17 protein-coding genes, 2 tRNA genes and 1 pseudogene are annotated in these 22,760 nt (G+C 70.4%); 8 read left to right on the top strand and 12 right to left on the bottom strand.

All coding sequences use genetic code 11. The features are described 5' to 3' along the window. Positions 1-76: 76 nt before the first annotated feature. The 7 genes from FYC51_RS15525 to FYC51_RS15495 form a co-directional block, all read right to left on the bottom strand. Positions 77-802, bottom strand: coding sequence for an FHA domain-containing protein (locus FYC51_RS15525; RefSeq protein WP_148734690.1), 726 nt, complete (start codon positions 800-802; stop codon positions 77-79). Continuing rightward, positions 790-2,469 (bottom strand): serine/threonine-protein kinase, encoded by a 1,680-nt coding sequence (locus FYC51_RS15520; protein ID WP_148734689.1) that lies wholly within the window; start codon positions 2,467-2,469, stop codon positions 790-792. Before FYC51_RS15520 ends, FYC51_RS15525 begins: the two co-directional genes overlap by 13 nt. Further along, a complete protein-coding gene (locus FYC51_RS15515; RefSeq protein ID WP_148734688.1) occupies positions 2,469-3,653 on the bottom strand; it encodes an FHA domain-containing protein in 1,185 nt (394 codons plus the stop codon). Before FYC51_RS15515 ends, FYC51_RS15520 begins: the two co-directional genes overlap by 1 nt. Beyond that, positions 3,634-4,479: a PP2C family protein-serine/threonine phosphatase gene (locus FYC51_RS15510; RefSeq protein WP_238476412.1), complete on the bottom strand. Its 846-nt coding sequence runs from the start codon at positions 4,477-4,479 to the stop codon at positions 3,634-3,636. The genes FYC51_RS15515 and FYC51_RS15510 overlap by 20 nt, the downstream gene beginning before the upstream one ends. Before the next feature lie 183 nt (positions 4,480-4,662). After that, positions 4,663-5,703 (bottom strand): TerC/Alx family metal homeostasis membrane protein, encoded by a 1,041-nt coding sequence (locus tag FYC51_RS15505; RefSeq protein ID WP_148734687.1) that lies wholly within the window; start codon positions 5,701-5,703, stop codon positions 4,663-4,665. A 305-nt stretch (positions 5,704-6,008) separates the two neighbouring features. Then, positions 6,009-6,081: transfer RNA gene (locus FYC51_RS15500), tRNA-Glu, on the bottom strand. A gap of 67 nt (positions 6,082-6,148) precedes the next feature. Next, positions 6,149-7,051 (bottom strand): diacylglycerol/lipid kinase family protein, encoded by a 903-nt coding sequence (locus FYC51_RS15495; protein ID WP_148734686.1) that lies wholly within the window; start codon positions 7,049-7,051, stop codon positions 6,149-6,151. A gap of 61 nt (positions 7,052-7,112) precedes the next feature. On the opposite strand from FYC51_RS15495, the gene FYC51_RS15490 reads away from it, so the two are divergent. After that, positions 7,113-7,751 carry an MBL fold metallo-hydrolase gene (locus FYC51_RS15490; RefSeq protein ID WP_148734685.1) on the top strand — a complete coding sequence of 213 codons (639 nt, stop codon included), beginning with the start codon at positions 7,113-7,115 and terminating at the stop codon, positions 7,749-7,751. A gap of 52 nt (positions 7,752-7,803) precedes the next feature. On the opposite strand, the gene FYC51_RS15485 is transcribed toward FYC51_RS15490, so the two are convergent. Beyond that, positions 7,804-9,309 (bottom strand): serine hydrolase domain-containing protein, encoded by a 1,506-nt coding sequence (locus FYC51_RS15485; RefSeq protein ID WP_148734684.1) that lies wholly within the window; start codon positions 9,307-9,309, stop codon positions 7,804-7,806. Between the two features lie 95 nt (positions 9,310-9,404). After that, positions 9,405-11,774 (bottom strand): transglycosylase domain-containing protein, encoded by a 2,370-nt coding sequence (locus FYC51_RS15480; protein WP_148734683.1) that lies wholly within the window; start codon positions 11,772-11,774, stop codon positions 9,405-9,407. A 175-nt stretch (positions 11,775-11,949) separates the two neighbouring features. On the opposite strand from FYC51_RS15480, the gene FYC51_RS15475 reads away from it, so the two are divergent. Next, positions 11,950-13,137 carry a hypothetical protein gene (locus FYC51_RS15475; protein ID WP_148734682.1) on the top strand — a complete coding sequence of 396 codons (1,188 nt, stop codon included), beginning with the start codon at positions 11,950-11,952 and terminating at the stop codon, positions 13,135-13,137. 27 nt (positions 13,138-13,164) lie between these two features. Here the strand turns inward: FYC51_RS15475 and FYC51_RS15470 are convergent, their stop codons facing one another. Continuing rightward, on the bottom strand, positions 13,165-14,022 hold the full coding sequence (locus tag FYC51_RS15470; RefSeq protein WP_420797253.1) for a class II glutamine amidotransferase: 858 nt from the start codon (positions 14,020-14,022) through the stop codon (positions 13,165-13,167). 453 nt (positions 14,023-14,475) lie between these two features. Between FYC51_RS15470 and FYC51_RS15465 the strand changes: the two genes are divergently transcribed. Together FYC51_RS15465 and FYC51_RS15460 are read left to right on the top strand one after the other, a co-directional pair. Further along, positions 14,476-16,080, top strand: a complete 1,605-nt coding sequence (locus FYC51_RS15465; RefSeq protein WP_148734681.1) for a M28 family peptidase — start codon at positions 14,476-14,478, stop codon at positions 16,078-16,080. 199 nt (positions 16,081-16,279) lie between these two features. After that, positions 16,280-16,480: a hypothetical protein gene (locus tag FYC51_RS15460; RefSeq protein WP_148734680.1), complete on the top strand. Its 201-nt coding sequence runs from the start codon at positions 16,280-16,282 to the stop codon at positions 16,478-16,480. 52 nt (positions 16,481-16,532) lie between these two features. On the opposite strand, the gene FYC51_RS15455 is transcribed toward FYC51_RS15460, so the two are convergent. Beyond that, a complete protein-coding gene (locus FYC51_RS15455; RefSeq protein WP_148734679.1) occupies positions 16,533-16,916 on the bottom strand; it encodes a RidA family protein in 384 nt (127 codons plus the stop codon). A gap of 508 nt (positions 16,917-17,424) precedes the next feature. On the opposite strand from FYC51_RS15455, the gene FYC51_RS15450 reads away from it, so the two are divergent. Beyond that, complete coding sequence (locus FYC51_RS15450) at positions 17,425-19,578, top strand: LuxR C-terminal-related transcriptional regulator (RefSeq protein ID WP_187432692.1); 2,154 nt, start codon at positions 17,425-17,427, stop codon at positions 19,576-19,578. 148 nt (positions 19,579-19,726) lie between these two features. Further along, positions 19,727-21,583: a hypothetical protein gene (locus FYC51_RS15445; RefSeq protein ID WP_148734677.1), complete on the top strand. Its 1,857-nt coding sequence runs from the start codon at positions 19,727-19,729 to the stop codon at positions 21,581-21,583. Positions 21,584-21,799: 216 nt separating this feature from the next. Here the strand turns inward: FYC51_RS15445 and FYC51_RS15440 are convergent. Continuing rightward, positions 21,800-21,871, bottom strand: a tRNA-Gln gene (locus tag FYC51_RS15440). A 106-nt stretch (positions 21,872-21,977) separates the two neighbouring features. Between FYC51_RS15440 and FYC51_RS19915 the strand changes: the two are divergent. Further along, positions 21,978-22,362, top strand: a pseudogene (locus tag FYC51_RS19915) (NYN domain-containing protein); the annotation flags it as partial. A 60-nt stretch (positions 22,363-22,422) separates the two neighbouring features. After that, positions 22,423-22,737 (top strand): OST-HTH/LOTUS domain-containing protein, encoded by a 315-nt coding sequence (locus FYC51_RS19910; protein WP_420797261.1) that lies wholly within the window; start codon positions 22,423-22,425, stop codon positions 22,735-22,737. Positions 22,738-22,760 lie beyond the last annotated feature (23 nt).

Here is a 22,760-nt window from a genome sequence, read left to right as displayed (position 1 = left end):
GCGGACGCGAACGGCCCTCAACGTAACACGGTCGCGCGTACCCCTGAAATGGGGACGCCTCCCCATGTCGGATCGGCTACGCGCGGGCCTCCTCGGCCTCGCCGTCGGCCCCCCGATCGAGCAGCGCGAGGTCGTCGGCGCTCACGAGCCGGGTGGCCACGGCGTACTCCACGAGGCGGGCCCTGCGGTTCGTCGCGAGCTTGCCGCGACCGCCGCGGAGCCCGTCGACGCCGATCTTGTCGAGCTTCTCGCAGACGTTGTCGAGCTTGCGGTTGAAGGTCGTCATGCTCCACCCGAGCCGGCCCGCCGCCTCGGCCGAGGTCGGCACGGTCGCGCGACCGGCGACCGGCTGCGAGAGCACGTGCTCGGCGAGCGCGACCACGAGCTGCCGCTGGCTCGTCGTGAGCGTGACGGGCAGGATCGTCGTGCCGCCGTCGGCCGGCTCGGCCGTGAGGGACGTGTTGTAGAAGTCCTCCTCGGCGTGCACGGTGAAGTCGTACGTCGTCGAGCCGGCGCTGAACATCACATGCACGGTCTGGAACACGAGCGGGAGCTTGGCGCCCGGCGCCACCCACGCCTGCACGCTCCCCGTTGCATCCGACACCGTGGCCGACAGCAGCTGGCCGACGTTCGAGAGCCACCACAGGCCGAACTCTGACGACAGCGTGAGGAACGTGCGGTGCAGGTAGGGGTTGTCGTCGATGGTGAGGTCGGACTCGCGCCCGATCGTGAACGGTGCGCCCTCCTCGACGGTGTACCACTCGCCGCAGAACTCCACCTTCAGGGGCCTCACGGCGTGCATCCCGTCACCGGCTCCGACGTCTTGCTGCCGCGCTGCACCTGCACCTCGATGCACACCCGCTCCCCCGAGCCCACGCCCGCGACGACGATCGCCGGCCCCTCGGCCACCTCGGTCGACCCCGAGCCGTCGGCCCGGTGCCAGCGGTAGCGGTCGCCGTCCTCGGCGCTCGGGTGCGACACCGGGAAGCTCACGCTCACGCCGTCCGCCGAGCGCACCCCGTCCTCCACCACGGGAGCGGGCACGGTCGCGGCGAGGATCGCGTCCTGGTCGGTCGGGGCGGCGGTCGGATCGGGCGAGCCCTGCTGCAGCGTCCCCGAGAGGGCGACGGCGATGCCGATGGCGGCCACGACGACGGCGCCGGCGGCGACCGCGACGAGCGTGCCGACGCGGGAGCGCTCGGGTCGCGCCGTGCGCGTTGCGGTCGCGGTGTCGGATGCCGCAGGGCCGCCGTCGCGCGGCCGCACCTGCGTGGCATCGACCGGAGCCGACGCACTCCGACCCGCGCGCACCACGGTGGCATCGACGGATGCCACGTCGGGCGCGGACATTCGCGGGGACGCGCCGCGCAGCACCGTGCCCTCGTCGGGCGTCGGCTGCGCCTCCACCGTGCGCGGCGTGCGCGCCGCGGTCGCGTCGTCGCCGGCGGATGCCGCTGGGCGGGGCTGCGCGTCGACGGTGCGCACGGCGCGGGCGCGAGTGGCATCCGCGTCGTCGACGGCTGCGTCGTCGGTCGTGACGCGCTCGGTCGCGAGGTTCGGCACCTCGATGCCCGTCGGCGCGTACCCGAGTTCGAGCTCGACGCGCTGCAGGGCCCTGGCGAACTCGATCGCGGACGGATAGCGGTCGTCGCGGCGGGTCGCCATGCCCTTCGCGAGCACCGCCGTGAGGCTGCGCGGCACGTCGGGCCGGTCGATCGGCGTGATCGCCCCGCGCTCGATGCGGCCTATGAGGTCGAGGGAGCCGTTGGGGCGGCCCGGGATCTCGAAGGGCGTGCGGCCGGCGAGGAGGGTGTGCACGGTGGCGGCGAGCGAGAACACGTCGCTGCGCTGGTTGGGGCGCGGGTCGTCCTCGAACATCTCGGGCGGCGACCACGGCACGCTCATGCCGACGGCGGACTGGCCCGACCCGGTGGCCGAGGCATCCGCCGGCGACGTGACGGTGTGCACGGGCAGTTCGCCCTCGAGGTTCGACGAGATGCCGAAGTCGGTGAGGGCCGGCCAGCCGTAGTCGTTCGTGAGCACGTTCGCGGGCTTGATGTCGCGGTGCAGGATGCCGGCGGCGTGCGCGGTCGCGACGGCGCCGGCGAGTCGGATGCCGGTGCGCAGCGCGTCCTCGACGGCGAACCGCTCCCGCTTGTAGCGCTCGGCGAGGCTCGGACCCGAGCAGTACTCCATGACGAAGTACGGGCGGCCGTCGGCCGACACGTCGGCGTGGAAGATCGTGACGATGAACGGGTGCGCCGACAGCTGCGCCATGAGGTTCGCCTCGGCGACGAACTGCGCGCGCGTGTCGCGGCCGAGCTCCTCGGTGAGCAGCACCTTGACGGCGACCTTGCGGCGCGGCAGCCGCTGCTCGTAGAGGAACACGTCGGCGAAGCCGCCGGAGCCGAGCAGCTGCAGCGACCGGTACCCGGGCAGGTCGGGCGGGGTGGAGGGGGCGCGGCGCATCAGGCTCCGACCACCTGGATGGTCCAGCCGCCGCCGAGATCGACGACCGTGCCCGCGAGCACCGGCGTCGGCTCTCCCGCCCGAAGCTTGACGGGCGACTTGCCGGGCGCGACGACGTGCGTGCCGTTGCGCGAGTGCAGGTCGGTGACGACGACCGTGTCGCCCTCGACCGCGACGCGCAGGTGGTTGCGCGAGATGTCGGGGTCGCCCGCCCCGATGGTCACGAGCCGCGGCAGTCGGCCGCCCGACACCTGGCTGACGCTCGGCGAGCGACCGAGCAGCACCTCGGCGCCGATCGACTCGATGCTGCCGTCGGGCATGCGCAGGCTCGACGAGGGTGCGGCCTCGGCTGCGGGGACGACGCGCCCGGGCGTCGCGGATCCCTGCCGGGCGGCGCGCTCGGCGCGCAGGCGCCGGATGTCGACGCTCGCGACGGTGAGGCCGTCGTGGTCGCCGTCGAGCTCGTGCAGCGCGTCGGGCGACGGCGGCGTGACAGGTGCGGCGATCGTGTCCTCGGCGGGGACGATGGTCTGCTCGGCCGAGGTCACGGCGGCGACCACCTCGGGCGGGACCGTGATCGACGGCGCGGGCGCCGCGACGGGCGGCGGTGCTTGCGCCGGCGCTTCGACGGGCGCCGACACGGATGCCGCGACCGGCACCGCGGCGTCGCGCGCCACCACACGGGTCTGCTCGTCGACCGCGTCGACCGCGTCGCCCGATGCCGGAGCCTCGGGTGCGACGCGCTCGACGCCCCCGGAGCGCACCGACACCGCGAGCACGATCGCCTCGACGACGGGCAGCGCCGCCGCGGCATCCGCTGCGATGCCGTCGGAGACCGCCTCGACGCGCACCTCGGCGTCGCCGGCCTCGACCACCCGTTCGGCCCACGTCGAGACCCCCGAGCCCGGGACGACCTCGGCGCCGACGTGCACGACGACCGGGCCGCGCGCCACGACGCGCGCCGAGCCGTCGTTCGCGTCGCGGACGACGAGTGCGAACGGTGGCGTGGCGGCGAGTCCGCGCGACGTGAGCACGTCGAGCACCGCGGGCGTGGGGTCGGCGTCCGCGAGCCGCGGCCAGAGCGCGGTGACCTCTGTCGCTGCCGCCGTCGGCGCCAGCAGCACCACGCCGCCGCGGACGGCGGCGATCCATTCGTGGGCCGGGTCAGGCCGGTACGTCGCCATGCTCGCCTCCCCCGGTGCGCGGCGTGGTGTCCTCGGCCGAGCGGGTGAGGCCGTCGGGCCGGTCGCGCGTGGTCTCGTCGTCGTCGCCGGTCGAGCCGAGCTCTGATTCCACGACGATGACGGTGATGTTGTCGCGGCCCCCATGGTCGAGGGCGGCGTCGACGAGCTCGCCGGCGAGGCCCGCGGCGTGGCCGGTGTCGCCCGCGAGGATGTGCGCGAGGCGCACGTCGTCGACCTCCTTCGAGAGGCCGTCCGAGCAGACGAGGAAGACCTGGCGCCCGGTCGCGGGGATGAGCCAGACGTCGGGGTCGACGACGTCGTCGGCGCCGATGGCCCGAGTGATGACGTTGCGGTCGGGGTGGCGCTCGGCCTCGTCGGCGCTGATGAGGCCCGCGTCCACCAGCTCCTGCACGGCCGAGTGGTCGACGCTGAGCTGCTCGAGCGTGCGGCCGTCCCACGAGTAGACCCGCGAGTCGCCGATGTTGAAGACCATCCAGTGGAACCCGGTGCCCTCGCCTGCGTCGACCAGCGCGACGCCCGTGAGGGTGGTGCCCGCGACCGCGGTGCCCTCCTCGCCCTCGCCGCTCAGCGCGCGCACCGCGTCGTTCGACGTGTGGATCGCGTCGAGCACCTGCTCGGGCGACGTCGGCCGCCCGGCCTCGATATGGCGGCGGAACGTCTCGACGACCGTGCGGCTCGCGACGTCGCCGCGCGCGTGGCCGCCCATGCCGTCGGCCACGAGGTACACGGGCGCCTCGGCGAGGTACGAATCCTCGTTCATGGTGCGGACGCGGCCCACGTCGCTCTGCGCGCTGTGGGCGATCACGGCGGAACCGTGTGGGAGCGGGACGATGTCCTCGCCGTCAACGGACACGGTTCTCCTCGTCGCAGCTCGATCCGGACCCCCCGGTCCGGGCGCCCCACCCAGGCGCCGCCTCCCAACGCTAGCAACTCCCGGCCGCCGTCGCGGACCGCTGTGGATCGTGCGACGGCGGCGGGAGCCGACGGATCAGCGTTCCCGGTGCGAGTCCTCGGTGAAGTGGGGCACCTCTTCGAGCAGCTTCGCACCGCGGCGCTTCGAGTCCACGCCGGCCTTCACGAGGCTCGCCACGGTCGCGACGGCCATCGCAGCGACGATGACGGCGAGCGAGGTCCACGTCGAGATCTCGGGCGCCCAGTCGACGTGCTCGCCGCCGTTGATGAACGGGAGCTCGTTGACGTGCAGGGCGTGCAGCACGAGCTTCACCCCGATGAACGCGAGGATGAACGCGATCCCGTACTTGAGGTACTCGAGGCGCTCGAGCAGTCCGCCGAGCAGGAAGTAGAGCTGGCGAAGGCCCATGAGCGCGAACACGTTCGCCGTGAAGACGATGAACGCCGACTGCGTGATGCCGAAGATCGCCGGGATCGAGTCGAGCGCGAAGAGCAGGTCGGTCGTGCCGATCGCGATGAAGACGATGAGGATCGGCGTGAACATGCGCGTGCCGTCGACGGTCGTGCGGAGCTTGATGCCGTCGTAGTCGTCGGAGATGCGCACGCGCCGGCGGAGCATCCGCACGAGCCCGCTCTCGTTCTGCTCCGCGTTCTCCTCGCGGTGCAGGAACGCCTGCTGGATCGCGGTCCACACGAGCCAGGCGCCGAAGATGTAGAAGATCCAGCTGAAGTTCTCGATGAGCTGCGCGCCGAGCAGGATGAAGACCCCTCGGAAGATGAGCGCAAGGATGATGCCCACCATGAGCACCTCCTGCTGCATCTTCTTCGGCACCGCGAAGCGCGCCATGATCACGACGAAGACGAAGAGGTTGTCGATCGAGAGGCTGTACTCGGTGAGCCAGCCCGCGACGAACTGCCCGGCGTGCTCGGCGTCGCCGAGCAGCAGCATGAACAGCGCGAAGATGAGGGCGAGCACCACGTAGAACACGACCCAGAGCGTGGATTCGCGGAACGACGGGACGTGCGGCCGCTTGATCACGAGCAGCAGGTCGGCGATGAGGATCAGGGTGAGGACCACGAGGGATCCCACTTCGAACCAGACGGGGAGTTCGAGCACAGGAGGCCTTCCGGGTTGGAGGGTACGGGTGGACCCGAAAGTCTCTCCCGGCCGCGCCTCCGGCGCGCCGCCACGACCGGAGCGGCGTCTTCGGCGCTCGTACTGACGATCGTTGGCCCGAGGCGTTCGCCCCGCGGGATACTCCCCTTCGCTCAGGCGAGTCTAGCGGATGCCCCGCAGCCCGCCGACGCGGTCACGCACCGCCGCAGCCGGTGCACGAGCGTCGGACGAAGGCGGGCGGATGCCGCGGCCGAACTCGCCCGGAAATGCAAAAACCCCCGGATGACCGGGGGTTTTCGCTGTTGTGACCCCAGCGGGATTTGAACCCGCGCTACCGCCGTGAGAGGGCGGCGTCCTAGGCCGCTAAACGATGGGGCCGAATCGACAACTTGAAGAGTATGACACAGGCGCGGGCCTCCCTCCAAATCGAGGCCGCGCCGCCCGTTCAGGCGAACACCGACAGCGCTCCGGGCACCACCTCGACGTCGATCGGGAGCGGTCCGATCCGCTCGCCGTCGGCGTACGCGACGATGTCGTCGGCCTCGATGGTGATGCGGCTCCCCTGCACGAACTCGACCGCCGGATGGTCGGTGTGCTCGCCCCGGAACACCTTCGGGAAGACCGCCAGGAGAGCCGCCCGCGAGAGCGGATGCACGATGAACACGTCGAGCAGCCCGTCGGCGAGCTCGGCGTGCGGCACGATGCGCATGCCCCCGCCGAGCGAGGAGTTGTTCGCGACCGACACGAGCATGGCCTTCTGCTCGCGGCGCGCGCCGTCGATCGTGATCGCGTACGTGCGCGGACGGAAGGTGGCCAGCTCGCCCAGCAGCGCCAGCGTGTACCGGCTCGGACCGCGCGGCCGCGTCATCCGATTCGCCCGCTCGTTGACGACCGCGTCGAACCCGGTCGAGACGACGCAGGCGAACCACGTGCGGAGCTCCCCGTGCCGGATGACGCCGGCGTCGATCGTGCGCGTCGGCCGCTCGAGCGCGGCGAGAAGCGCATCGGTCGCCGCCGCGGGATCGTCGTACGGCAGCCCCAGCCCGCGCGCGAGGTCGTTGCCGGTGCCCGCCGCGACGATGCCGAGCGGCACGCCGGTCTGGGCGACGAGGTTCACGCCGAGCGACACCATGCCGTCGCCGCCGACCACGACGAGCGCGTCGGTGCCCTGCTCGAAGGCCGACTCCGTCTCACGACGCAGCAGCTCGAAGTTCGCCTCCCGCAGCATCGAGACCTCGTAGCCGGCGTGCACCAGCCGCTCGACGACCGCCGGCCCCACCGTGCGGTTGCGGCCGAACGAGGCGGCCGGATTCACGGCGACGAGGAGGCGCCGAGGGGCTGCAGTCATGGAGCGATTCTGGCAGGCGGCGGGCTTGCGCGCCGATCGGCGTGCGGTGTTGGCTCGACCCATGCGACTCACGAAGCTGGAGCACGCTGCTTTGGTCCTCGAGGACTCAGGCGACAAGCTCTACGTCGACCCGGGCAAGTTCACGACGCCGATCACCGAGTCGGCCGGCGCCGTCGCCGTCGTGATCACGCACGAGCACGACGACCACTGGACGCCCGAGCAGCTGAAGCGCATCCGCGATGCGAATCCCGACGTGCGCATGTTCGGCCCGGCGGGTGTGGCCGCCGCGGCATCCGCCTTCCCGATCGAGACCGTGCGGGCCGGCGACGAGGTGGAGGTCGGCCCGTTCCGGTTGCGCTTCTTCGGCGGGAAGCACGCGGAGATCCACCGCTCGATCCCGATCATCGACAACCTCGGCGTGCTTGTCGACGACGCGTTGTACTACGCCGGCGACTCCTTCGCGGTGCCCGAGGGCGTCGACGTGCAGGTGCTCGCCGCCCCAGCCGGCGCACCGTGGATGAAGATCAGCGAGGCGATGGACTACGTCATGCAGGTCGCGCCGAGACGCGCGTTCCCGACGCACGAGATGCTGCTCTCGACGGCCGGCAAGGCGCTGTCGAACGCCCGCCTGGGCTGGGCCGCCGAGCAGGGCGGCGGCGAGTACCTGCCGCTCGAGCCGGGCGACACGATCGACCTCTGACGCGCTTCGGGCGCGTGGACGCCCCACGTGCGCTGCGACGCCGCAACGCTGTTCACCCGCGCGGGTCGGCACCCTCGGCGGCGACGGCGAACGTCTGGGCCCGCCCGCCCACGAGCGGCGTCATCCGCGTCTCGAGGCGCAGGCGGCCGGCGGCGCCGCGCAGGAACCAGACGAGGTGGTCGGGCGAGTCGCAGGTGACGTCCTCGAGTCCGGCATCCTCCGCCACGGGCCCTCCGACCGCGGCCCACGCCGACTCGATCGCGGCCCTGCGCTCGGCGTACGGCACGTCGAGTGCTGCGTTCGTCGCGAGCAGGGCGTCGGCCGCGGCATCCGACCACTCGACGGCCAGGAGGCTGAGTCCCTGCGCCGTGCGGAGCGTCTCGGCCCACGGCTCGGGTGCCGGGCGCACCGGCGCGACGGCGTCGGCGTCCAGCAGCATGCGCTCGAGCGCCGCCTCCGCTCCGCGCGAGACCTTGGCGTAGGTCGCGTTCTCGAGGGCGACGACCCCGAGCCCGGATGCCGCGTGCCACCGCATGTGCGCGCTGAACCCGGGGTATCCGCCCGAATGCGACACCACCGCGCCGAACCGCGCGTCGTGCTCGACCACGAGCCCGTAGCCGTACCCGTGCACGGGCGGCGCGGGCCCCGGATCGTCGGGCGCGGGCGTGCGCGGCGGAGCCACGCGGTGCAGCTGCTGCAGCTCGCGGCGGCTCGCAGCGGACAGCGGTCCCGACTCGTCGCCGCGCCAGGCCGACGCGAGCCAGCCCGCCCAGGCGGCGAGGCTGCGCGCCGACGCGAACACGCCGCCGATCGCCGAGAACACGCCGGGGCCGGTGAACGGCAGCGCGACCCAGCCGTCGGGCCCGGGCCGGTACCCGATCGCCGCCGCGGGCGTCTCGCCCGGGGGCGCCTCGAACCGCGCGTCGATGCCGAGCGGCGCGATGAGCTCGCGCTCGACGAACTCCACGTAGCCGACGCCGCTCGCCGCCTCGATGACCTGACCCAGCAGGGCGTATCCGAGGTTGGAGTACTCGAACGTCGTCCCGGGCACGGTGGCGCAGCGGATGCCGCCGGCGAGCGTGCGTCGGAACGCGTCGCGCGTCATCGACTCCTCGCGATCCGCCCACGGGTCGTCGGTCGGGAGCCCGCCCGACATGGTCATGAGCATGCGCACGCTGACCGGCGCGGCGATCCCGCCGGGAACCTCGGGCTCGAACTCGGGCACGAACGAGCGCACCGGCGCGTCGAGGTCGAGGGCATCGCGGTCGCGGAGCAGCAGCAGTGCGGCGGCGGTGAAGCTCTTCGTGCACGACGCGACCCGGAAGAGCGTGTCCGCGTCGGACGCGACGGCATCGGATGCCGCGCCGCTCGGCCGCGGGTCGCCCAGTGGCGCGACACCCGTGGATGCGTCGCCGAGTCGGGCTGCGCCGGTCCCGCCAGCCGCGACGACGCCGTCGCGGTCGAACACGGCCCAGGCCGAGCCCGGCGCGCGTTCCTCGCGGACGCGTCGTTCGAACAGGTCCGCGACGGCGCTGGCGGTCTCGGCGGCGATGGGCATGGATCCTCCTGATCGGCCCTCTGGAGGCCGCGACCAGCGTACAAGCGCCGCCCGTCCGACCCGCCGCGGAGCGGCCAGCCCGGACCGCGGAGCGGCTAGCCCGGACCGCGGCCGCCGTTCCCGTTGCCGTTCCCGTTGCCGTTGTTGCCGGGGCCGTCGTCCCCGCCGCCGTCGGGCTGCCCGCCGTCACCGCCGTCGGCCGGGACGTCCGCCGGCGCGGAATCCGGGGCGCCGGGAGCCACCGGCCCGAGGCCGCCCTCGCTGAACCCGTCGCCGCCGTACTTCGCGGCCGCGACCGACATCACCATCGGCCACATGCGGTGCCGGGCGGTCGCGGCGGAGCCGCTGTCGAACGAGATCCCGCGCTGGTTCGCGTCGCCGTTGACGCTGACCACCGCGGCCGCGATCGCGACCTTCGTGCTGGCGCCCACCATCCAGGTGTCCTTCGCGCCGTCGGTGGTGCCGGTCTTGCCGATGAGCGGAACGCGCGGATTCGTGGCCGAGTTCGATGCCGTCGCGGTGCCGCCGGTCATGACCCGGCCGAGCGCCGTGTGCATGGCCGCGGCGACCTCGGGTGTCACGGCCTGGGAGCACGTCGACTGCGGAACCGGCACCTCCTTGCCGTCACGGTCGGTGATGCGGTCGATCGCGATCGGAGTGCACGAGACACCGTTGTTCGCGATGCCCGCGAAGGCCACGGCCATGCTCAGCGGCGCAACCTCGTTCGTGCCGATGACCGACGACGGGCCCTGCACGAGCGGATCGCCGTCGGCGCGGTGCATGCCGAAGGCCTCGGCCGTCTTGCGGATGCCGCAGAGATCGAGCCGCTTCGCCATGCCGATGAACCCGGTGTTGATGGATCCGATGGTCGACTCGAGCGCGCTGTAGTTGCCGCCCGACTCGCCCGCGTCGTTGCGGGGGTTCCAGTCGCCCGCGAAGTGCGGCCCCTCGCAGCTGTCCTGGAAGACGCCCCAGTTGGCCTTCGGCCGCGAGTCGACGCGCTCCGAGAGCGCGTGGCCCGTCTTCAGCCACTCGGCGAGCGTGAACACCTTGTAGGACGACCCGGGCTGGAAGCCGCGTGATCCGCCGTAGTCGAAGTCGGTGTTGTAGTTGATGCTCGTGAACTGCGGGCCCGATGCGAGCACGGCCGGGTCCTGGCTGTAGGTGCGGTTCTGGGCCATGGCGAGCACGCGACCGGTGCCGACCTGCACGCTCGAGATCACGGCGCCGACGTCCCAACCGGGGTAGGTCTGCGGCACGTTCTGGGCGATCGCCGTCTCGGCGGCGTTCTGGAGGTCGAGGTCGATCGTCGTGTACACGTCGTACCCGCCGCGGCGGAAGTTCATCATGCGCGTCTCGTCCTCCGCGCCGAAGACCGGGTCGTTCTGCAGGATGTTCTTCACGTAGTCGCAGAAGTAGGCGCTGCCGCCCGCGGTCTGGCATCCGGTGCTCGGTTCGGTGATCGCCGGGGTCACCGGCGTCGCGATCGCCTCGTCGAACTCGGCCTGCGTGATCTTCCGCTCCTCGAGCATGCTCGTGAGGATGTAGTTGCGGCGCGCGGTGTTCTCGGCATAACCGTTCGCCACGCCGTTCGTCTCGCTGTCGGGCCGGTCGAGCTGGAACTTCACCGGGTTGTTGACGATGGCCATGAGCGAGGCGGCCTGGGCGAGCGTGAGGCCGGCGGCGGTGGTGCTGTAGTAGTAGTTCGCGGCCGCCTCGATGCCGTAGACGGTGCCGCCGAAGCCGGCGATGTTGAGGTAGCCGAGCAGGATCTCGTTCTTCGTGTAGCGCTTCTCGACGCCGATCGCGAGGCGCATCTCCTTGAGCTTGCGGTCGATCGAGGTCTCGGTCACCTTGTCGTAGCAGCCCAGGCGCTCCTCCTCGACGAGCGCGTGTCGCTGGTCGCCGGTCAGCGCGAGCCGCTCCTCCTCGCTGAGGTCCTCGAACGCGGTGACGTCCGCCATCCGCTCGCACTCCTGGACGCGCACGTTCTTGACGTACTGCTGCGCGATCGACGACCCGCCCTGCGTCTCGCGCCCCGTCGCGGTCGTCACGGCGGCTCGGATCGTGCCCTGCAGGTCGACGCCGCCGTGCTCGTAGAACCGCGGGTCCTCGCCGGCGATCGCGGCATCCTTCACGTACTGGCTGACCTGGTCCCAGCCGACCTCGATGCGGTTCTGGTCGTAGAACGATGCGAGCAGCACCGTCGAGCCGTCGGAGCGGGTCGCGTAGATGTTGCTCTTCTGCGAGAGCTCGCCGATCTGCAGGTAGCCGGGGAGGTTCTCGAACACGCCGATGGTGCTGGATGCCGCCATTCCGACGGTCGCGATCGCCGGCGTCACCCCGACCACGACGAGCGTGGCCGCCGCGGCGCTCGCGGCGATGAGCCCGAGGAAGCCGCCGATGACGCCGAGCGGCGTTCGCGTCTCCGCGAAGTCGCGCGCCCGCTTGTTCCGAACGACCATGCACTCACCCCCGGGGGTCGAGGAACGCCGATGCGTCGACCGGTTCGGGCGGTCGTCGACGGCGCTCCCTCACCATGGAACCTCAGCATCGGCCCGGTGTCCAGCACCCGACGCGACATCCGCGGCCGTGTCACGCGGCGTTGTGGCGTGGCGGCCCGCCGCGTTGAATGGCTGCGTGGACACCGACGACCGCGTTTCCCCCGATGAGGGCGGTGCGCCCGCCCCGCGCGGGCGACGCGGCCGGAGGCTCCGCCGGTTCGCCGCGGGCCTGGCGATCATGACGGTGGGGGCCGCCGTGCTGTCGGGACTCGGGTGGTGGTCGGCGGACGCTCGGGCACGGTACGCGGAGGCCGCGACGGGCTACGACGAGGCACGTGCGGCCTACGAGGACGCGGCGGAGGAGGCGGCCTCGGCCCGGCGCGACGCAGACGAAGCGGTCCGGCTCGCCGCGCGCTACACCGCGATCGACCTCGCACCGGCCGTCGACGTCGCGGTCGCGGATCCGCTCGAGCGCGCGGCCGAAGAGCTCGACGGACTGGACGAGCCCGGGGCATCCGTCGAACCGGTCGCGCCCGCGGCATCCGACGACTCGGCATGGCCGCCGGCCCTCGACGAGGCCGGCGCGGCCCTCGACGTCGCGTCGCGCGAGCTGGACGAGCGCGCCGACGCGCTCGAGGCGGACGCGGGCGACCTCCGCGAGGCCACCGATCGGGTGGAGTCCGCCGGCGACGAACTCGTCGCCGAGATCGCGGCCTCGCGCACATCGCTCGAGGCCGCCAATCCGTCGGCACGCAACGCCGACCTCCTCGCGTTCCGCGCGGCCGCCGACGCCATGGCGACGCGCGTCGGCCGGTGGGACGCCGAGAGCGCGGTACAGGTCGAGTCGTACGTCGCGGCCGCCGCCGTGCTCGCCGCCTCGAGCGCGGCCGAGCTGCAGGAGCGGTCCGGCGGCCTCGACGGGCAGCGGCAGGACGTCGAGGCGTTCGCGCGGTCGCTCGCCGGTGGCGTCCTCCTGGAGTTCGACTGGGCGCCTGTCGTGAACGGCTACGGTGGGGGCGGCTCGTACGGAGGCTGGGCCACGGTGCCGGACGACGTGGCGCCGCAGGCCACGATCTCGCTGTCGGACTCGATCGCGCGCGACTGGGCGACGTCGGCCATCCCCCGCGCCGTCGTGGTGCACGAGGTCGGCCACGCCATGTCGAGCAAGTGCCGGGCGCTGTTCGCGCCGAGCACGCGCGGGGAGAGCGAGGCGTGGGCCACGGCGTGGGCGATCGGCATGGGCTACGACGGTCCGGGCAACGGGGAGAGCATCTACGGCCGCCCGTCGGCGGAGCTCATCGGGCTCGCGGCCACCTGCCGTTGAGCGAGGCGACCGGTCGCGGCATCCGCCCTACGCGGCCTCGAGGAAGGGCTCGTACTGGTAGCCGCTCTCGTGGAGGATCGCGACGGTCGACTCGGGCACCTCGAGGAACGCGCCGGGGAGGTCGTTGAGCGGCTCGGACACCACGACGCGGGCACGGCGGCCGAAGAGGTTCAGGCGCTCGACCTCGGGGTACATCTCCCGCAGCGTGTCGATCTCGACCGAGTGGAAGAGCGAGCGCGAGCGACCTTGCGACGAGTACCGGAACGTCCAGATCGTCGCGCCGTCGGAGATCGCGATCGTGCCCTGCATGGGGAACCTGACCCCCAGCCCATGGCCCACCGACTCGACCTTGCGGACGGCCTGGCGCATCGCCTCGATCGGGTCGTCCATGAGCCCGTAGGTGAGCGCGAGGTGGAACACGACCTCGGAGTCGGTCGTCCCCTTGATGTCGGGATACAGGGACGGGTCGACCGCGAGGACGAGGTCGCGCTTCATCGTGAGGAAGTCGCCGAGGAACCCGTTGTGCATGAACATCCAGTTCTGGTACCGGAACGGGTGGCAGTTCGTCTGCTGGATCGGCGGCCCGGCCGCCGCGCGGACGTGGCTGAAGAACAGCGGGCTCTCGATGGCGTGCGCGAGCTCACGCAGGTTCTCGTCGTTCCACGCGGGCTCGGTGCTGTGGAACAGCGCCGGGATGCCCCCTGCGGCCTCGTTGGCCGGATACCACCCGAGTCCGAATCCGTCGCCGTTCACGGTCTCGGCACCGAGCTGCGAGTTCAGCGACTGCTTGACGAGCGACTGCTGCGCGTCGAGGATCAACGTCGACGGCTGAAGCGGTTCTCCCGTGTATGCGAGCCAGCGGCACATGTCTCCCTCTCCCTGCACGACGTGGGCCTCCCGCGCTCGACCTGCGCGGGTCGGCATCCCCCTGGGACGGAGCGTACGCGTGCCGACGGGGGCCCGCCAGAGCTCCTCGGTCCCCCATATCGCGCGGCAGTCGTGCGCGTCCACCCCCGGCGTCGCCCAGTTCTGGGGGCAGTGTCCCCCGCTCCCGCACCCCTACGATGGGAGCACCGCGTTTGTCGAGGCATCCTCAGTCATCGACGCGCCCACGAGCCCGACACCCAAAGGGAACGAGGGACTCCGATCAATTTCTCCGGGTCGGGGTCCCTCGCTTTTGGGTGGATGCCTCGCCGCGCTCGTCTCGACGATCGTCGCCGCGGCGCGGGGTCGGGCGGACACCGGATCCCGGAACTGGGGGTCGACCGCGTCCGCGATGGTGTGCCAGCATGCGATGACGGACAGCCGGCTCGAAGGCGCGCCGGCGGAGAGGGCGACATGCCGATCCCGAACAGACGCATCTGGAGCGTTGCCACGATCGCCGCACTCGCGGCGGTGGCGGTGGCCGCGAGTCCTGCGTACGCAGCACCGAACAACAACACGGTCAAGAAACTGACGAACGCCGTCACCGCCGAGGGCGTGCTCGATCACCTCGAGGCCCTGCAGGACATCGCCGACGCCAATGGCGGCGACCGAGCGGCCGGCCGCGACGGCTATGCCGCGTCCGTCGACTACGTCGTCGAGGAGCTCGAGGCCGCCGGGTACGCGCCCGAGGTGCAGGAGTTCGAGTTCCCCTACTTCGAGGAGAACAGCGAGCTCATCCGCGTGACGCCCCAGCCGAGGACGTTCGTCAACGGCATCGACTTCCTCCGGAACACCTTCGACTCCGGCACGCCAGAGGGAACCGCCACGGGCGTGCTCGTCCCGGTGGGCCTGGTCGTCCCCGCCGCGGGGCTCCCGGCGAACAGCAACACCAGCGGCTGCGAGGCATCCGACTTCATCGGGTTCCCGGTCGGCGGCATCGCCCTGATGCAGCGCGGGACGTGCGGCTTCGCCGTCAAGGCGCTGAATGCGCAGGCGGCGGGCGCGGCCGGCGTCATCATCATGAACGAGGGCCAACCCGGGCGCACCGGGCTCATCAACATGATCGGCGACGCGACCGGACTCACGGTCCCCGCGGTGTTCGTCACGTCGGCGGCCGGCGAGAACCTCGCCGCGACGCCGGGTGCGACCGTCACCGTGAAGGTCGACTTCACCGCGGAGACTCGCGAGGCCTACAACGTGATCGCGGAGACGACGTCCGGGAACAGCGCCAACACCGTCATGGCGGGCGCGCACCTCGACAGCGTGCAGGATGGCGCCGGGATCAACGACAACGGCTCGGGCAGCGCCGCGCTGCTCGAGACGGCGATCCAGATGAAGAAGGTCAAGACCAACAGCGCCGTCCGGTTCGCCTGGTGGGGTGCCGAGGAGGAGGGCCTGCTTGGGTCGGAGCATTACGTCGGTGAGCTCACCGACGACGAGATCGCCCAGATCGCGCTCTACCTCAACTTCGACATGATCGCGTCGCCCAACTACATGTTCGGGATCTACGACGGCGACAACTCGAGCGGCACCGCGGCTCCGGGGTTCATCCCCCCGGGCTCCGCGGAGATCGAGGACGTGTTCGAGGCGTTCTACGACAGCCGAGGCGAGCCCTACCAGGACACCGAGTTCTCGGGCCGCAGCGACTACGGTCCGTTCATCGCGGTGGGCATCCCGGCGGGCGGCCTGTTCACCGGCGCGGAAGGTGTCAAGACGGCTGACGAGGCCGCCCTCTACGGGGGCGTGCCCGGGGCGGCCTATGACCCGTGCTATCACGCGTTCTGCGACAACCTGAGGGGCGACGGCCAGAACGTGGCGCTGTACAACCAGTTGCGCGCGGACTACGAGCTGGTCGGCAACATCAACGTGCACGCGCTCGACGTGAACGCCGACGCCCTCGCGGCTGCCGTGATCACGCTCGCCACGGACTCCTCGACCGTGAACGGCGTGCGCGTGCCCGGCAAGTCGCACGACGCGGGCAAGAGCGCCGACGCGTTCAAGAACCGCTTCGACAGCTGACGCTGCGGCGACGCGGCGGGTGCCTCCGGGCATCCGCCGCGTCGTCGAGTCCGGCACGTGATTCGCCGATCCCGGGTCCCTCGTTTCGGGGTGGATGCCCCGGGGCCGCCCGTCCGTGTAGTCGTCGCCGCCGAGCGTGGTCGGGCGTAGCATCCGGCGCAGGAGCCGCGGCCTTGCGGCGAGTCGATCGGAGGACGCGATGGACCCGGTGAGCTGGATCGTGGTCGGCGGGGTGATCGTGCTGGCCATCGTCGCGGTCGTGCTCTGGAAGCGGTTCGGTCGGGGCAGCGCCCTCGATCGCCGGATGGGCGGAGACGTCGACCAGGGCGTGCATGACGCTCGCAGGGAGACGGCTCGCACCCGTGACATGGACGGCCCCAATGCCGGCGGACCGATCTGACGAGCCGAGTCAGACCCCTGACCGAAGAACGCTCGACCCGCCGCTGCCACACTCACTCCACGGTCTGCGCCGTCATCGCGATCGAGACCAGGATGCCGGGCAGCTCGGGCCCCAGCCTCGTCACGGCGCGGGCAGGAGGGCGGTCACTGAACACCGACGCATACGCCGCATTCATCCCGGCGAAGTCGGCCGGGTGCGCCAGCAACACGGTGACGAACCCCACGTCGTCCAGCGAACACCCCGCTGCCTCGAGGACGCTCTCGCAGTTGCGCAGGGCCTGCCGAGTCTGCTCCTCGATCGATGTCCCCGCCGGCTCGCCGGTTGCCGGATCGACTCCCGCCATCCCCGACACGAAGATGGTCGATCCGATTCGAACGCCCTGACTGAACAGCGGAGAACTCGGCGCGTCGCCGGTCGCGATGATCTGCCTCGCCATGCACCGGAGCCTACGCCGAGATGCGAGGACGGCGTCATCCCAAGTAGATTCATTCGATCGCCGAGCCAGGGGCCGAGTCCTGGCGTCAGCCCGAGGGTCCGGTCAAGTCCAGTGTCGTGGGCGAGCCACGGCGGGGGGCAAGGGGCGGCCAGAGCGCACTTGCCCTACTCTGAGAGACATCGGGTGCTCTGCGGTACGTCGTGATGGGAACCCGCGGGCGACCGCCACGGCAACGGGGCCGTGCGGCGAAATGCGAGGACGCATGACGCTACTGGGGAGACAAGCCGAGTGGGCGGAGCTGACACGCCTGCTGAGGGAGGGCACCAGATACATCGGAGTGGTGGGCCGGGCGGGAGTGGGAAAGTCCGCACTGGTCTCACAGCTCGCCGGCTCTCCGCCGCCGGGCATGGAGGTGTGGGATGTCGACCTCGCCGGGGCACCCGCCGGTTCTACACTGCTCGACGAGGCGGCTCGGCGACTGGGACTCGCCCGGAGGGTGGACTCTCCCGTGGCAGACGGAGTCGACGCGATCGCCGCTCGGGTCGGCCGGCAACGTGTCGTCCTCGCGCTCGACCACACCGACGAGCTCGCGCTCGAGCCCGACCTCGCCCAGGACCTCTTGCGTCGCTGCCCGGGCCTCACGCTCCTGGTGGCGCGGCATCGACCACCCGAGGAGTCCATCGCGCTCATCCATCTGCACCCCCTCGAGGTGCCGGATGAACGAGCCTCCCTCGACGAACTGTCCCAGAACCCGAGCGTCGGACTGTTCCTGGATCGAGCCGGTCGTACCGACCCCCGGTTCCAGCTGACCGATGCCAATGCGCGCGATGTCGCGGAGGTCTGCCGACTCGTGGGGGGCCTGCCCCTCGCTATCGAACTCGCTGCGGCGCGGCTCCAGGTCGTGTCCCCCGCAGGACTCGTGCGTGAGCTGCGCGATGGCGGCGCCGGCCGCGGCCTCGACCTGCTCACAGCCCCGATCCACACCATCCACTCGGGGATCCGCGAGGCGCTCGCCTCCACGTGTGGAGACCTCTCCTCGCGCGAGCGTCGGCTGCTCGAGCTGCTGTCGGGCTTCACTGGTTCCTTCCCGTTCGAGGCTGCAGTCTCGCTCAACGGCCGACCCGCCTTCGAGACACTGGACGATCTCGAGAGACTGGTCGACCTCCGCCTGGTTGAGCCACAGACGAGCCTCGGGGGCGAGCGGGTCTTCGGCCTGCTTCCCATCGTGCGCGCATACGTGCAAGAGGTGTCGATCCTGCGGGAGGACGACGATCGCCAACGCCGAACGGTGCTGGCAGATCTGCTCGCTCAGGCGGCTTCGGCGACGCGGTCGGCAGGGTCGATCGCCGATGTGACCCCCGCTCAGGTGATGCGACGGGATCTCGCACACGAGGCGAGACGACTCATGGATGATGGCGCATCGGGCGTCGCATCATGGTTGGTCGACTGCGCCGAAGTACTCCACGGATTCGCGGAAGGAGCCGTCATCAGCGAGCTTCTCGACCGGGTCATCGCCTCCCGCGATCTCGGCGGCCTGGACCAGGAGACCCGAGCCCGGGTGTTCCTCTGGAGTTCCTACCTGTTGGCCATGTCGCCGGACGGAAGCGGTCTCGCCGCGACGGTCGGAGACAGATTTCGGGCAGCCGCCGACCTGGTCGACGCCGACAGGTGGCCGTTGACCTCCTTGCAGACGAAGTTCTTCGGCATGATGTCGAATGTCGTGACAGGTGATCTGCCTCTGGCGATGCGACTCGCTACGGAGGGAGCGCAAGAAGCGGAGTCTCTGCCGAGCCCTGTTTGGGCCGCACGATTCGCCGTGTGGCTGGCAGGCGCCGCGCATGCCGTGGGGGATGTGTCGACCGCAGTCTCCATCGCTGTCGGCGCGCTCGAACGCGGGTCGAGGCTGCACGACTCGTACACCCTGGTCGGATCGGCAGTCGTCCTCTATACGCTTCCACATGGGTCATTGCCTGATGACCTCCCTCTTCCACCCCTCGAGGACGCGCTGGCACTCGCACGGGCACGCAGCGATGTCATCCAGGAGGGCTTCGTCCTCGCCACGCTCACGAGCGTGGAGATCGATGCGCAGAACTACCACGGGGCAGCCGGCTGGTGCGCAGAGCGGCTTGCGCAGTGCACGAAGCGTGGATGGTCGTTGGAATCGGAGATCTCGTTGGTGCAGACGGTGTTGATCGCGGCCGGCCTCGGTGAGTTCCGGTTCGCGGCACGGATGCTGGGCGCCGTGCGCGCAGATCGCGAACGCGTGCTGCGAGCGATGGCGCCGCGCCACCGGGAAGCTCTCGACATCGCCCAGAAGACAGTCGTCGATCGACTGGGAGCGATCGCGTTCGAGCTCGTCGGCGCCGGGCAGTTCCTCTCCACTGAGGAGGCCGGCCAGGAAGCGATGAACTGGCTTCGTTCTCAGGCCGCCCAGCGGGAATCGAAGAGGACATCGGGTGCGCCGATACTGACACCTCGAGAGCACGACGTCCTCCGGCTGCTGGCCGAAGGGGACTCCAACAAGCAGATCGCCACTCGGTTGGGCCTCTCGGTCAAGACCGTCATGCACCACTCGGTGTCCATCTACCGAAAACTCGCGGTGCGCGGTCGCGCTGAGGCAACGGCGTACGCCTACCGAGGAGGACTGCTGACGGACGCTTGACCGACCCGGCGGCTCCGGCAATGAGGGACTGGAACCAGATGCGCTGAGAAGCAGACCTCTGTCCGGCGTTTCAGGCGTGCCCTCACGTGAGAGTGACCCCGGGCAAATGCCCGATGTGCTCCGCAACGTACCTGCCTACATTGCGACTATGGCCATCCGAACGTCAAGCCGCAGCAACCCCTCGGGCCTGTCTGGGAGCACCCGTGTCTCGCGCGCAGGGGCGGGAGTCCTCGTCGCCGCGGTCGTGACCGCGTTGGTTGCGGTTGTGCCCGCCCAGGCGGCGCCGAAGCCCAAGCCCGAGGTGCTGACGAGCTCCATCAGCACGACGGACATCCCCGGCCCCATCGTCGGTGAGAGTAGGGCGGAGAGGCTGCCCATCCGAGTCACCGCCCAGGCGAAGAGCAAAGGTTTCGCGTTGGTGAAGATGCCCCCTCCGCAGATGCACCCGCGCAGTCAGCAGCTGATCCCGCTGGGTTTCGGCGACGGTGAACAGCCACAGACGGTCGACTCCGCACGCTCCGGATACGTCAGCCTCACGGGTTCTACGTGCAAGGGTGCTCAGCTCGTCGGCGTCAGCGCTGCCGGCTTCGAGGTGAGCTACGACTGCGATACGGGTCAGGGCTTCACGGTCGAGTACCGCCCCCGCATCGACTGGTACGGCTTCGCGGATCCCAACGTGGCGTACGACGACGTGTGGACCTTCGGCCTCGCCCAGCGCGGGTCCGCGACCAAGCCGTGGACCACGCTGTCCAGCACCAACTCGATCACCGTCGAGCCAGTGGAGATCCGGCCACCGAGCAACTTCTACACCGCCCCGCCGCAGGCTCTGACCGACGTGATCGTTGAGCAGAACGGGTCGGTGATCCTCACGACCAACGGCTACGACTTCGACGGGGTCAAGATCGAGGGCAACCTGTTCATGAATCCCCCGGAAACGCCGGGAGCGCCTGCGCCGCCGATTCTGGCGTGGACGTTCGATGCGAGCTCGCAGCTCCAGATCAGCGATGCGACCAAGTTGAGGAGCATCGAGCAGGCCCCTCTGCAAATCAGTGACTGTGTGGGCGACGGCCCTCTCGCGGGCACCATCACAGGGAGCTTGAGGTCCGTGAGCGGAGTGGCTACGGCTCCCACGTCCTTCGAGGTGACGGGGGACTTCTTCACAGACGAGATCTCCGCATTCAACCACGGCTTGGTGGGCGGCAGCCAGGTCCAGTTCCTGCAACGGTCCGGAGGCAACGGGCTGTCGAACTCGACGGTCTACACCGTCATCAACGCCACCCAGCACACCTTCCAGCTTTCGACCGGCGGCGAGGTTCCGGTGAACTTCACGACAGACGTCGGCGTGAGCTTCATGGTGCAGCGGAACATCGCCCCCAACACCTTCAACGGGGTGGGCCTTCCCGACGGCACCAGGGTGGTCTTCACCTCGAAGGACGGCGGCTCGGGCCTTGCCATCTACACCTATTACTTCGTCAGGAACTCGTCGTATCGGTCGTTCCAGCTGGCCGCTACGGACGGGGGGCCTGTCATCTCGCTCGGCACCAACCTCAAGTCGCCCGGCACGGCATACATCATGCAGGCCCCTGCCGACTTCCAGACGACCGCCTGCGGTGACGGAAACTTCGGTTTCGTCAACGTGTTGTGCCCGTCCGCGGGCGCCTGCAGCCTCGGGGACAACAACTACTACGGCGACGCCTGGATCGGCTACGCCGGCTCATCGATGGCCACCACGCAGTGGTCCGGGGCCAACGTCGACTGCTTGAGGGCCGCCGGGAACTTCTTCGGGAAGGGTCTGACTCCGAACGGCAAGGACGCCGAGTGGCGCTGTGACTTCCCCGCGGGCCGCGGTTACACCGGCGCCCAGCTGCAAACCATCCAAAGCGGTTGGATGGACCAATACGGCGGCGTACCCACCTGCGCGAGCAACCTTACATTCATCGAGGAGAACTACGTCGGAGGCGCGGGTGCTGACGACATCTACTGCGTCCGCACGGCTTCGTTCTGACCGACACGGCTAGCGAGAGGAGCAATCACGTCAACGCTCTGCCGCGAGCCCGTGCTCCTGGGCCCCGGCCGTAGCAGAGACCGCCCGCGGACACCCCGAGTTTGCGATAGATCGTGACGAATTGGTGCATGACCGTCTTGGCATTGTCACCATACGAAGCGTGAGCGGGCGTTGAGAACATGAGAAAACCCCCGGACGACCGGGGGTTTTTCACTGCTGGGGTACCTGGACTCGAACCAAGAACAACTGAACCAGAATCAGCCGTGTTGCCAATTACACCATACCCCAATGGCCCTCAGCCGAAGCTCGGGCCGACACGCAACTCTAGCCTACGCACCGCACCCCGACCAAACTGAGCGAGCCTCGCCGAGCCACCGCGCTCCCCCTCGTCCTCATGACCTGCCATGCTGTGCCCATGCCCGACGCCAACGACCTGCTCGCCGTGCTCATCGACGCCGACAATGTCTCGCCAGCTCGAATCGACGCCGTGCTCGCCGAGGTCTCCCGCTATGGCGTGGCCTCCGTGAAGCGCGTGTACGGCGACTGGACGAAGCCGAACATCCGCAGCTGGAAGGATGCCGCGAGCGCACGTCATCCAGCCGATCCAGCAGTTCGACAACACCACGGGCAAGAACGCGACCGACAGTGCGCTGATCATCGACGCGATGGACCTGCTCTACACCGCACGATTCCAGAGCTTCTGCATCGTGTCGTCCGACAGCGACTTCACTCGCCTCGCGGCGCGTATCCGCGAGCAGGGCATCACCGTCTACGGGTTCGGCGAGCGCAAGACGCCCGAGTCGTTCCGAAACGCGTGCGATCGGTTCACGTACCTCGAGGTGATCGAGACGCCGGTCGCCGACGGCGTCGTCGAGAGCGCACCGGTTCGTGCCCAGGTGCCCACCACCAAGCTGCGCACTGACGGTCGACTGGTCTCCGTGCTGCGCGCGAGCGTCGGCAGCGCGGCCGGCGAGGACGGCCGCGCGAACCTCGCCGCCGTCGGCTCGCTGCTCCGCAAGCAGCAGCCGGACTTCGACTCGCGCAACTGGGGTTACGCGAAGCTCTCCGACCTCATCCGGGCGACCGGCCTCTTCGACGTGGTGACCGCGGCGAACGGCGGCGTCATGGTGCAGCAGAAGCGCAAGGCGGCCTGAGCGCAGGCGACGACGACCACCGC

The organism is Agromyces mariniharenae, from assembly GCF_008122505.1.
Taxonomy (GTDB): Bacteria; Actinomycetota; Actinomycetes; order Actinomycetales; family Microbacteriaceae; genus Agromyces; species Agromyces mariniharenae.
The sequence above is the reverse complement of the archived record's forward strand: the minus strand, read 5'-3'. Positions and strand labels throughout refer to the sequence as shown.

Coding starts and splice junctions, on each gene's coding strand:
- FYC51_RS15525 (WP_148734690.1), bottom strand. CDS start 802: ATGCACGCCGTGAGGCCCCTGAAGGTGGAGTTCTGCGGCGAGTGGTAC.
- FYC51_RS15520 (WP_148734689.1), bottom strand. CDS start 2,469: ATGCGCCGCGCCCCCTCCACCCCGCCCGACCTGCCCGGGTACCGGTCG.
- FYC51_RS15515 (WP_148734688.1), bottom strand. CDS start 3,653: ATGGCGACGTACCGGCCTGACCCGGCCCACGAATGGATCGCCGCCGTC.
- FYC51_RS15495 (WP_148734686.1), bottom strand. CDS start 7,051: ATGACTGCAGCCCCTCGGCGCCTCCTCGTCGCCGTGAATCCGGCCGCC.
- FYC51_RS15490 (WP_148734685.1), top strand. CDS start 7,113: ATGCGACTCACGAAGCTGGAGCACGCTGCTTTGGTCCTCGAGGACTCA.
- FYC51_RS15485 (WP_148734684.1), bottom strand. CDS start 9,309: ATGCCCATCGCCGCCGAGACCGCCAGCGCCGTCGCGGACCTGTTCGAA.
- FYC51_RS15480 (WP_148734683.1), bottom strand. CDS start 11,774: ATGGTCGTTCGGAACAAGCGGGCGCGCGACTTCGCGGAGACGCGAACG.
- FYC51_RS15465 (WP_148734681.1), top strand. CDS start 14,476: ATGCCGATCCCGAACAGACGCATCTGGAGCGTTGCCACGATCGCCGCA.
- FYC51_RS15460 (WP_148734680.1), top strand. CDS start 16,280: ATGGACCCGGTGAGCTGGATCGTGGTCGGCGGGGTGATCGTGCTGGCC.
- FYC51_RS15455 (WP_148734679.1), bottom strand. CDS start 16,916: ATGGCGAGGCAGATCATCGCGACCGGCGACGCGCCGAGTTCTCCGCTG.
- FYC51_RS15445 (WP_148734677.1), top strand. CDS start 19,727: ATGGCCATCCGAACGTCAAGCCGCAGCAACCCCTCGGGCCTGTCTGGG.